The organism is Alphaproteobacteria bacterium (assembly GCA_024244705.1).
Taxonomy (GTDB): domain Bacteria; phylum Pseudomonadota; class Alphaproteobacteria; order JAAEOK01; family JAAEOK01; genus JAAEOK01.
Map to the genome: position 1 here is coordinate 1 of JAAEOK010000020.1, position 10678 is coordinate 10678.

At 61.9% G+C, this 10678-nt stretch carries 9 protein-coding genes; 6 read left to right on the forward strand and 3 right to left on the reverse strand.

What is annotated here, in order from left to right; all coding sequences use genetic code 11:
• The first annotated feature begins 214 nt into the window (after nucleotides 1-214).
• The 5 genes from GY791_01975 (at nucleotide 215) to GY791_01995 (ending at nucleotide 5762) form a co-directional block, all read left to right on the forward strand.
• Complete coding sequence (locus GY791_01975; GenBank protein ID MCP4327190.1) at nucleotides 215-1087, forward strand: hypothetical protein; 873 nt, start codon at nucleotides 215-217, stop codon at nucleotides 1085-1087.
• Nucleotides 1088-1517: 430 nt separating this feature from the next.
• Nucleotides 1518-2417 carry a dihydrodipicolinate synthase family protein gene (locus GY791_01980; protein ID MCP4327191.1) on the forward strand — a complete coding sequence of 300 codons (900 nt, stop codon included), beginning with the start codon at nucleotides 1518-1520 and terminating at the stop codon, nucleotides 2415-2417.
• A gap of 152 nt (nucleotides 2418-2569) precedes the next feature.
• Nucleotides 2570-3727 (forward strand): ABC transporter ATP-binding protein, encoded by a 1158-nt coding sequence (locus GY791_01985; protein MCP4327192.1) that lies wholly within the window; start codon nucleotides 2570-2572, stop codon nucleotides 3725-3727.
• Entirely contained in the window at nucleotides 3714-4931 is a 1218-nt protein-coding gene (locus GY791_01990) for an ABC transporter permease (protein ID MCP4327193.1), read from the forward strand. Before GY791_01985 ends, GY791_01990 begins: the two co-directional genes overlap by 14 nt.
• Nucleotides 4932-4943: 12 nt before the next feature.
• Complete coding sequence (locus GY791_01995) at nucleotides 4944-5762, forward strand: ABC transporter permease (GenBank protein ID MCP4327194.1); 819 nt, start codon at nucleotides 4944-4946, stop codon at nucleotides 5760-5762.
• Nucleotides 5763-5772: 10 nt separating this feature from the next.
• On the opposite strand, the gene GY791_02000 is transcribed toward GY791_01995, so the two are convergent.
• The 3 genes from GY791_02000 to GY791_02010 all read right to left on the reverse strand — a co-directional run bounded on the left by GY791_02000 (nucleotide 5773) and on the right by GY791_02010 (nucleotide 8841).
• Entirely contained in the window at nucleotides 5773-6831 is a 1059-nt protein-coding gene (locus tag GY791_02000) for an ABC transporter substrate-binding protein (GenBank protein ID MCP4327195.1), read from the reverse strand.
• 103 nt (nucleotides 6832-6934) lie between these two features.
• Nucleotides 6935-7915 (reverse strand): hypothetical protein, encoded by a 981-nt coding sequence (locus GY791_02005; protein MCP4327196.1) that lies wholly within the window; start codon nucleotides 7913-7915, stop codon nucleotides 6935-6937.
• Entirely contained in the window at nucleotides 7912-8841 is a 930-nt protein-coding gene (locus GY791_02010; GenBank protein ID MCP4327197.1) for a hypothetical protein, read from the reverse strand. The genes GY791_02005 and GY791_02010 overlap by 4 nt, the downstream gene beginning before the upstream one ends.
• Before the next feature lie 373 nt (nucleotides 8842-9214).
• Here GY791_02010 and GY791_02015 point away from each other — a divergent pair.
• Nucleotides 9215-10678, forward strand: a 1464-nt coding sequence (locus tag GY791_02015) for an MBOAT family protein (GenBank protein MCP4327198.1), incomplete at its 3' end; no start/stop codon positions are given.

Below are 10678 nucleotides of genomic sequence, written 5' to 3' on the forward strand. Positions count from 1 at the left end.
CTCTATCTTCGTACATGGCGTATCCTTCCTTCTTGGAAATCGGCGACCTCAACATCGCCAGGATACGCCGCCTCTACATCACGCCATCACCAAGATTCGGTTATAGCTCGTTGGAAACCTAGGTCCTCGGAACCAACGCCCGATCTCTGAATGTCACAACCATAGAATCCGTGGGACAATTGCACAGGTATGAATGGCACTGGGGAATTATGAATTGATTGAACGACGGACAGTCCTGAAAGGAGGCGCCCTCCTGGCGTTGTCGTCGATCTTGCCGTTGCGCCTTTCCGGCGAGGCCGGCGCACAGTCGGTCAAATTCGTCGATGCCGTGGACCAAATGCAGACCTTCCTCATCGATCATTTCAGCGAGAAGAATTATCGTTCGGTTGACGCCCTTCCGGTAGTGACCGGTAGGTCGACTCTGAACGGCGGTCTGCGCGGTTGGGCCTGGGAGGCGCTGAAGGAACCCGGCGACATGGTCGTTCAAGTCTGTGCCAAGCTCGACGATATCCACGATCGCCATCGTCCGGATATTTTGCCGGTTTTCCACGTCTACCAGTCCCACCGGAAGATAGGCGATACCGCGGCGGACGCGTTCAGCCATCAACTTGAATTCATGCTGGAGGCGATGAAGCTCGATCGCAAACGCTTCACCTTCATCTCGACCGCGTTATTCGAACCGTTGCGCCCGATCGTCGAGCGTCACGACATCGACTGGGACCGGCAGGTGTTGCTGCGCGATCAAGAGGAAGCGCGCGCCGCCGGCGATGGGTCGGGATTCATCAGGATCGAAACCCCGGACGGTCCCGTTGAAGCGGCCACCGTCGGTTTTCACTACTGGCTTGGCGACAGCCCCGCGCCGCGGGTTGTCGATAACCCGCCCGGCAAAGGTTGGACCGAGGTCGGCGAAGCCGTACTCGATGAAAGCTTCGATGTCGCCTTCGTCATCGGTGTCGAACGCCTAATCCTTGCCCTCACCGGCGCCTATCCAACCTGGGACGAACACGTCGACCATCTGGTACGGCATGTCGAAAGCAGCGGCGACAACGATGCACTGGCGACGCTGAGGCACTATCGAACGCGCTAGAGCCTTATCGGATCATACGGAACCATTCTGCCGCAGGTATTGTTCGCCGCGACCAGGAAAGCGCCGCGGAGCGTATCCCGAATACGGTCAAGGCGGTTGACGCCGTCATGGCGAAAAAGGCCGCGGCCCGACAGGGTTGCGTTTGGGCGGCCATCCGTGGCGTTGCCGCCCTCACCCGATGCTTCGCCATCGCGTTTCGGACGGCGCCTTGCGGCCTGGCACACCCAAATCGCAACAGAATTGATCCCGTATGATCCGATAAGGCTCTAGTCGGCGACCTGCGATTGCCCGGTGTGCGGCCCTCGCCGTCGGCCGCCGTTACCGGCTGCGCACAGGACATTTTGCGGGCAGTGAGCGCCGCGCCATGGCTTGACGCGACTTGGCCGCGGTGCCAGGGTCGCGCCGACACAGCGCGGCGGAGGGATCCGACATGAAGGTGAATTGGCAGGGCGTCTTCCCGGCGGTAATGACCCAGTTCAAGGAAGATGGCGGACTCGACCTCGACGCCACCGAGGCCCACCTCGAGGCGATGCTGGAGGCCGGCGTCAGCGGCTTCGTCATGCTCGGTACGATGGGCGAGAACGGGTCGCTCGAGCCCGACGAAAAGCGCGCCGTCGTCCGCATGGCGGCTGGGTTCGCGAAGGGACGGGTGCCGATCCTGGTCGGTATTGCCGAATCGGTCGCCGCCGCCGCCACCCGCCTCGCCGCCGACTGCGCCGAGATCGGCGTCGACGGCCTGATGGTGCTGCCGCCGATGATCTACAAGTCGGACCGGGCCGAAACAATGGCCCATCTGCGCCGGGTCGCGGCGGCCTCCGATCTGCCGATCATGATCTACAACAACCCGGTCACCTACGGCATCGACATCACGCCGGACATGTTCGCCGAGCTGGCGGACGAACCCAAATTCGTCGCCCTCAAGGAAAGCTCCGACGATGTGCGTCGCATCACCGATATCGTCAACGTCTGCGGCGACCGGTATTTGCTGTTCTGCGGCGTCGACGACATCGTCCTGGAGAGCCAGATACTCGGTGCGGTCGGGTGGGTCGCGGGGCTGGTCGGCGCCTTCCCGCGCGAGGCGGTGCGCATGTTCGAACTGGTCCGCGACGGCCGCATCGAAGAGGCGCGGGCGATCTATCGCTGGTTCATGCCGATGCTGCATCTCGATACCGACGTCAAGCTGGTGCAATACATCAAGCTGGCGCAGCAGATGGCCGGCTACGGCACGGAACACGTCCGCATTCCGCGCATGGCATTGTCCGGAGACGAGCGGTTGCGCGTCGAGGCGATCGTCCGCCAGGGCTTGGAGACGCGGCCCAATCTGGCTTAGAACCTGAGCCACGTCGGCGCGGTCGGAGGCACGTCCCGCGCCAACCATGGCAAATTCGCGAATAGCTGCGCATAGTGCGCATGAGGGCCTTGTTGTTGGTGCGGCCCGCGTGCCAAATTCCGCGGCCAGGGGAACGTCGCAGGCAGAACTGGATGCTCCATCGCCCAAACGACGTCACGGGCACTGTGCCGGGCGATTTCGTTGCGGAGTTTCGCAACGTCGCCAAGAGCTATGACGGCCACGTCGATGTTGTCCGTGATTTCGAACTCAAAATCCGCCGCGGAGAGTTTCTGACTCTGCTTGGGCCCTCGGGTGCCGGTAAGACGACCATCTTGATGATGTTGGCCGGGTTCGAAGATCCCAGCCGTGGTGACATCTTTCTCGACGGCAACGACCTTACTCGGATCCCGGCCTTCAAGCGAAACATGGGTGTCGTCTTCCAGAGCTATGCCCTGTTTCCCCACCGCACCGTCGCCGAAAACGTCGCCTATCCGTTGGTTCAGCGCAGGATAGCCAAGACGGAACGCGCCCGTCGCGTTGCCGCGGCCATCGCCATGGTCGAACTCGATGGACTCGAGCGGCGGCGGCCCAGCCAGTTATCGGGCGGACAACAACAGAGGGTCGCGCTGGCCCGGGCGCTCGTTTTCGAGCCCTCGCTGGTGCTTCTCGACGAGCCCCTCGGCGCCCTCGACAAGAAGTTGCGCGACCAGATGCAAGTCGAAATCAAGCGCCTTCACCATGCCTGCGGCATCACCTTCGTCTACGTCACCCACGACCAGGACGAGGCACTTGCGATGTCGGACCGGGTGGTGATCCTCAACGACGGCGTTGTCCAGCAGGTCGGCACCCCGGAGCAGGTCTATGAGGCGCCGGACAACGCCTTCGTCGCGGATTTCATCGGCGAGAACAACACCTTTCCCGGCACGGTCGAACATGCGGGCAACGATGTCTGCGTGGTTCGGCTGCACTCCGGGCACCGCGTCGAAGCGCGGCCGCGGGACGTCTTCGCCGCCGGCAGCCCGGTCCTCGTATCGATCCGTCCGGAGCGGGTCGTGGTCGAGGCTTTGAGCGCCGACGACGAATCCGATTTCGCCGGATCGGTGACCGACCTGCTCTTTCACGGCGACCACCTGCGGATCGGGGTCGCGGTTGACGGGCTCGGAACCGTTGTCGCCAAAGCGGTCAAGGATCCGGATGGACCGCCGATGCGGGAAGGCGCGCGCGTCGCGCTGCGGTGGCATCCGAAATTCTGCTCCGCCCTGGACCTGGCGCCAACGCCGTCGGATCCGGCCTCCGATGCGATCCGATAGCGCCGCCGCGTACCATCCTCCGGCCGGTCGCCGGGCGTTGCGGCGCGGCCTACTGCTCGCAACCCCGCTGCTCGCTTTCCTCATCCTGTTCTTCTTGATCCCGATCGCCGGGATCTTCGTGACCAGCGTCAACAGTCCCGATTTCGCCGACGCATTTCCCCGTACCGCGGCCGCCCTCGAGCGCTGGGACGGGGCATCCATACCGGACGAGGCGGCTTATGCCGCCTTGGTCGCGGACATGCGCGTGGCGCGGGAGAATCAGACCATCGCCGCGGCGGCGACCCGTCTCAACCGTGAGACGGGTGGGTTGCGTAGCGTGCTGATGCGCGCGGCCCGGCACGCCGACCGTCTCGATGCTGAGGCGCCGAGGCGCGATCTGGTCGCCCTCGATCCGCGGTGGGGAGAGCTCTCGACGTGGCACGCGATCGACGCCGTGAGCGGGCCCTGGACGGCGCGGTTCGTCCTCGCCGCACTCGATCTTCGCCAGGACGATCACGGCGGTATTGCGCGCGCGGATCCCGATCATCAAGTCTATCTCCGTCTGATGGCGAGAACGATCTGGATGAGCGTGGTCGTAACCGCGCTTTGCCTATTGGTCGGCTATCCCATGGCCTATGCCATCGCCACCGCGCCGGGCCGGCTGTCGCGGCTGCTGCTGTTCCTCGTCTTGCTGCCGTTCTGGATGTCGGTTCTGGTGCGGACGGCGGCCTGGGTGATCCTGCTTCAATCCAATGGGGTGTTGAATGGCCTTTTGATCTGGCTTGGTCTTGTCGATACCCCGATTCCGCTGATCTTCAACCGAACCGGCGTCTATATCGCCATGGTCTATGTCCTCCTGCCGTTCATGGTGTTGCCGCTGCACAGTGTCATGCGGTCGGTCCCCGGCGATCTCATGCGCGCCGCGGCATCGCTCGGCGCGCGGCCACTGAACGCCTTTTTCACCGTCTACCTGCCGCAGACCCTACCCGGCCTCGGCGCCGGCTGCCTCCTGGTTTTCATTATTTCGGTCGGGTTCTACGTGACACCGGCCTTGGTCGGCGGCCCACGCGATCAGATGCTCAGCTCGACGATCTTCAATTTCGCGCTGGAAACCGCGCATTGGGGCATGGCGGCGGCGATCGCTCTGTTGCTGATGCTGGTCGTCGCGCTGTTTTTTCCGCTCTACGCGCGCGTACTGCGCGGTGGCGCTGTCAAGGTCCAATAGGGAAGGCCGGCCATGCAGGCGTCGTCCACCTATTCGCAGCGTTTGTGGCGCATCGGATTTCGCGTTTTCGTCGGAATGTGCTTCCTGTTCCTGTTGTTGCCGGTACTGGTCGTGGTGCCGCTTTCGTTCAGCGCCGGCAGCTTCTTGAACTATCCGCTGCCCGGTCTTTCATGGCAGTGGTACGAAACGGTCCTCGAGCCCTATCCCTGGGTCTTCGCCTTTCGCAACAGCCTCGTCATCGCCATAGCCACGACGGTATTGGCCACGATTCTGGGAACCCTCGCCGCCTATGGGCTGGTCGCCGTCGATTTCCGGTTCAAAGGCGCGGTGGTGGCGTTGATCATCTCGCCCTTGGTCGTCCCGGTCGTCATCGTCGCCTTGGCGACCTATTTTGCGCTCGCCGGCCTCGGCCTGTTGGGCACTTTCTCGGCGCTGGTCCTGGCCCATACGATTCTGGCCGTTCCCTTCGTCTTCATCACGGTCACCGCCGCGCTCCAACGGTTCGATTGGGTTTATGTCCGGGCCGCGCAGAGCCTCGGCGCGTCGCCGCTGCGAACCTTCTTCGACACCACCTTCCCGATGACCCTGCCGGGGGTCATTGCGGGCGCGATCTTCGCCTTCGTGACGTCGTTCGACGATGTCGTGGTGGCGCTATTCCTATCCTCGCCGGCGACACTCACCTTGCCGCGGCAGCTCTTCAGCGGCATCCGCGATCAGCTCGACCCGTCAATCGTCGCCGCCGCAACGTTTCTCATCTTGGTCTCGGTCGCGTTGCTGGCGACGGTCGAGTTTCTTCGCTGGTGGGCCAACCGCGGTGGCAGCGGCCAGTAGGAAAGTAATCCTACTGCGCGGCCCAGGCGTCCCAGCGTTCGGTCAGTTGCTCCTGATTGTCGAGCCAAAACGAGATCGCCTCGTCGGTGCCCCAGAACAGGCCGTTGGCGATATTCTCGCCGGCCGGGAGCTTCTTCTCGGTGTTGGTGTCCATCATTCCATTCACGTCGCTCAGAGCCACGGCATAGTTCGAAAAACGCACGACCTCGGCCCATTTGTTGGGGTCGGCATCGATGATGTAATTGAGGAAGTCGTAGGAGGTGTCTTCGTTCCCGGTGCCGTTCAGGATCACATAGGAATCCATCGCGTAGACCGGCCGGTCCCAGACGAAGGCCACGTCCTTGCCTTCGTCGATGGCACGGGCGATGCGACCGCTATAGGCCATCGATATCGGCACGTCGCCGGCGGCGAGCCACTCCGGCGGCTGACCGCCCGATTTCCAGAACTGGAGCTGCGGTTTGATCTCGTCGAGTTTGTTGAAGGCGCGGTCCACGCCCTCGGGGGTGGAGAGAACCTCGAAGACCTTGTCGGGCGCGACGCCGTCGGCCATCAGCGCGAATTCGAGGTTCATCTTCGGCCCCTGCCGCATGCCGCGCTTGCCGGGGAACTTCTCGAGGTTCCAGAAATCCTCGAGGCCGGCTGGAGCCTCGTCAACGAGCTTGGTGTTATAGGCAAGCCCCGCCGACCATACGATCATGCCGAGACCGCACTGGGTAATCGCCTCCGCCATCAGATTGTCGCGGTTCGCAATGCGCGGCCAGTCGATCTTTACGAAGACGCCTTCCTCGCAACCCCGGGCCAATTCGGAGGATTCGACCTGGACCACATCCCAGAGAATGGCGCCGGTATCTTGCATCGCCTGGAACTGTCCCCAGCCGCCGAGATACACGTCCTCGAGCAACACAATATGCTGCTTTTTCGCGAATGGCCGGTAAAAGAGCTCGCTGCGTTGCTCTTGATTGGCCCCGCCCCAACCGACGACGGTGAAGTCGCGGGCGGTCGCGGCGGAACTATACGCCGACAGCGTTGCTGCTGCCGCAAATGCCAAAATCGTCGTTGTCCTGAACATTGCCGTCATCGATCTCAGTCTCTGTTTTTGCTATTGAAAATCAGTGCGGCGAGGCACCTTGCAACCCGCCCGCGAACTTGCGGCGTTGCGGGGCGGCGGGAATTTAGCGCGCCGAATGCGGTGGGGCAACCGATTCCGTGCGGGCGCGGTTTTCGCCCTCGGAAATCGCTCGGAACGCGCCGATCAGGCGCCTGAAAAAGTCTTCCACGACCTGTCGCCGTTCGGCCAAGTCCGTGGAGAACCCATGGACGATCGGATGCGTATTGATTTCCCAGGTCTGGATGCGTCCGTCGATCACAGAGAAATCGATGCGGCCGTAATCGATGTTCGCGAGTTCAAAGACCGTTCGGATCTGATCCTCGAAGGGGTTGCGAGCGATGAAGGCGGCCTCTTCGCGGAGAATGTCGTCGCTGGTTAATTCCCATTTCTTGATGAGCCAGTCGTTGCTGAAAAATATATGAGCCGCAATGATCTCGTCCCCGACCTTGAAGACTGCGTACTTGCGATACATCCCCTTGTCGTCCGCGGTGTCGAGGAATTCCTCGATCAGAATTCTCTCCCTGGGCAAGCCGCGGTCGATGAGACCGTCGAGGGCTTCGTCGAGTTCGTCATTGTTGTGTACCAGCCCTGACCGCGGTCCGCGGTGGTCGTTTTCCGATCTTACGAAGACCGGGAACCGCTCTGGGCGACGCACCTCGGTCAGGCGGTAGACATTGTACGCATTGTATCCTTCGTCGTAGAGCCGGCGCAGCAGCTCGTAACGCATCGCCGTCCGGTTGGGGTTGTTGAGGGCACGTATTGGGGCGCCACTGTCACCCAGCGCCTTCCACAAAATATCCATCTTGACCCGCATCTCCGGCGTCAGCCGTTCCAGGTCGGCGAAGATGTAGTGACCGACATCGACGTCCTGCTTTTCGACGATCTCGTCGTAGCGAACGAATTTGAACCATTGCCAAAATTGCTCGGGAAACGCCTCCTGCCACTTCACGATGACTTCTTCATCGCCTCCGGTATGCGCGTAGAAGACGGGATAGGTCGGCGGCGTCTTGCCGGCCCGTCGAGTCGAATTCACCGCCGCGCTCATCCCGACACCTCCACCTCGGTTGGCGCCGCGCCCTCGGCGCCGAGGTCGAGAAAGGCCGCGGCAAAACGGGCCATGAAGCGATGGGCGATATCGAGGCGCTGCTCCGTCAGCGTGGAATTGCCGACGATGACGGGATGGGTGTTGATTTCCCAGGTCTGCACGCGGCCGTCCTTGATGCCGAAATCGATCCGCCCGTAATCGATCTCCGCGATCGCGAAGATGTCGCGGACTTGGTCGGAAAAATTGTTGTTTTCGATAAATTCGCGTTCTTCCCGAATCGTGCTCTCGTCGGCGATGTCCCCTTTCTTGACGTTCCAGTCTTTGCTGAAAAAAATGTGGGCGGGGATGATCTCTTTTCCAATCTTGAAGGCGCTATATTTACGGTAGACACCGTCATCGCTCACCGTATCGATAAATTCCTCGATCAACACACTGTCCCGGGCGACACCGCGGTCGAGCGTTTCGTCGATGCACGTCGCGAGCTCTGCGGCGTCTTTCAGCAAGTCGGATCGCGCGCCGAGATGGTCGTTTTCCGCTCTGACGAAGACCGGATAGCGCGCGGGCAGGCGCCCCTCGGCGAGGCGGTAGACGTTGAACGCGTTGTGGCCGGTCTCGTACAGCTTACGCAGCAATTCATAGCGCATGGCCGCGCGATTGGGATGATTGAGCAACTCGATCGGATGGCCGCACGACTTCAACAGGTGCCAAAAGCGGGTCGCCTCGGTCCGCGATTTCGGATCGAGCCGCTCGAGATCGGCGAAGATGGTATGCCCGATCAATAGTTCGTCGTTTCCGAACATATCGGCATAGTGGACACGCCGGATGCGCTCCCAGAAATTCTCCGGAAAGGCGAGCTGCCAATTGTCCATGATGACTTCGTCGTCCCCGGTGTGGACATAGATCACCGGGTACAAAGCATTCGCCACCCTCGCGCGCTCCCGAGTTGTTTTGCCCTCTTTCGAAGCTCGTTCATAGTCGATGGCGGTCGCGAAACCAACAGGCTGGTTAGCGGCGTGACCTCGGTACCTATCCGGTCGCCGAGGACAGGGCCTATCTGCTGCGCGATCATCTCGGCTCGCTCGATGTCGTCACCGACGCGGCGGGGCTGCTGGTCGAGCGCCTTTCCTTCGACGCCTGGGGCAAGCGCCGCGAGGCCGGGTGGACGGCGAATTCTCGGCCGGGGACATGCCTCCGTCGAATCTGGGACCGGCCGTCGTCGAAACCGTTCGATTTGGACGTGACCAGCAGAGATCGAATCGCGTAGATTGCGCGCCTTAACCGACAGTTGCGCCACAACCTATGCTCTTTAATTCGCAGGTTTTCCTGCTGGTCTTCCTGCCGCTCGTCCTGGGCGCCTACTATGCCGCCGCCGATAGTCGCACAACCCGCACCTGGCTGCTAATTACCGCGTCCCTCATATTCTACGGCTATTGGGACCTCCGCTTCCTGCCGTTGCTGATCGTATCTGTTTCGGTAAATTGGGCCTTCGCCCGCCTTTTCGATGACCATGCTCGGCGGTGGCTGGTGGGCCTCGGCGTCGCGCTTAACCTCGCCGTGCTCGGCGTCTTCAAGTATTTCGACTTCTTCGTCGGGACTCTTGAGCCGGTGACCGGATTGGCGCCCGAGCCGCTCGGCATCATTTTGCCGCTCGGCATCAGCTTCTTCACCTTCCAGCAGATTTCCTATCTCGTTGACCGGCGGCGCGGGCAGGCGCCACTCTATCCCTTCGCCGACTATGCGATGTACGTGACGTTCTTTCCGCAGCTTATCGCCGGGCCGATCGTCCGCCACAACGAGATTATATTCCAGTACGTCCTGAACCCGCTCCGGGATGGGCTCCATGAACGGTTGTCGCGCGGCCTCACTCTGTTCGTTGTCGGCCTGTTCAAAAAGGTTGCTCTCGCCGACACGCTGGCCACCATCGCCGACCCGCTTTATGCCCGTGCCAGCAACGAGGCGCTCACGATGGGCGAGGCCTGGGTCGCGGCGGTCGCGTTCGGCCTGCAGATCTATTTCGATTTCTCCGGCTATTCCGACATGGCGATCGGCCTCGGCCTGATGTTCGGCCTGCAGTTGCCGGTCAATTTCAACGCGCCCTATCTGGCGAGTTCGATACGCGATTTCTGGCGACGGTGGCACATCACACTATCCACTTTCCTGCGCGACTACCTCTATATCCCGCTCGGCGGCAGCCGCCAGGGCTTTGCCGCGATGAGCGTCGCTCTGCTGGCAACCATGTTACTGGCCGGCCTGTGGCACGGCGCCGGCTGGACGTTCGTTGTCTGGGGTGGACTGCATGGAGTTGCACTAATCGTCAACCATGCCTCGAGCCGCCTGGGTATCGCGATGCCAAGGGCCGCCAGCTGGCTCCTGACCATGGTATTCGTCTTTATCGCCTGGGTCCTGTTCCGTGCCGAAACCTTTACTGCGACGGTCGATATCTGGACCGCGATGGCGGGCGGCCACGGCTGGTCCCTGTTCGGCCCCGTGGCTGGGAGCCTGTGGGTTCTCCCTGTCGCTGCGGCGATCGCCGTGATCGGGCCGACAAGCCAACGGTTCGCCCTGGAGCGTGTCGCCCCGAGGCGCGCGATTGCCGCTACGGTCGCGGTCACGCTGGTCGTGCTAATACCAAGTCTCTGTGAGTGGGACTCATATAGGGGCTTTCCGGAACGGTGTTTTTCTGATTCAAGATGGCAAACGGATGGAGGTTTGCCATGGGTTCTCCGGTTTCACTTCGAGACGATTTTGGTGCGGCCGGACTTC

Coding starts and splice junctions, on each gene's coding strand:
- GY791_01985 (MCP4327192.1), top strand. CDS start 2,570: ATGCTCCATCGCCCAAACGACGTCACGGGCACTGTGCCGGGCGATTTC.
- GY791_01995 (MCP4327194.1), top strand. CDS start 4,944: ATGCAGGCGTCGTCCACCTATTCGCAGCGTTTGTGGCGCATCGGATTT.
- GY791_02000 (MCP4327195.1), bottom strand. CDS start 6,831: ATGTTCAGGACAACGACGATTTTGGCATTTGCGGCAGCAGCAACGCTG.
- GY791_02005 (MCP4327196.1), bottom strand. CDS start 7,915: ATGAGCGCGGCGGTGAATTCGACTCGACGGGCCGGCAAGACGCCGCCG.
- GY791_01980 (MCP4327191.1), top strand. CDS start 1,518: ATGAAGGTGAATTGGCAGGGCGTCTTCCCGGCGGTAATGACCCAGTTC.
- GY791_01990 (MCP4327193.1), top strand. CDS start 3,714: ATGCGATCCGATAGCGCCGCCGCGTACCATCCTCCGGCCGGTCGCCGG.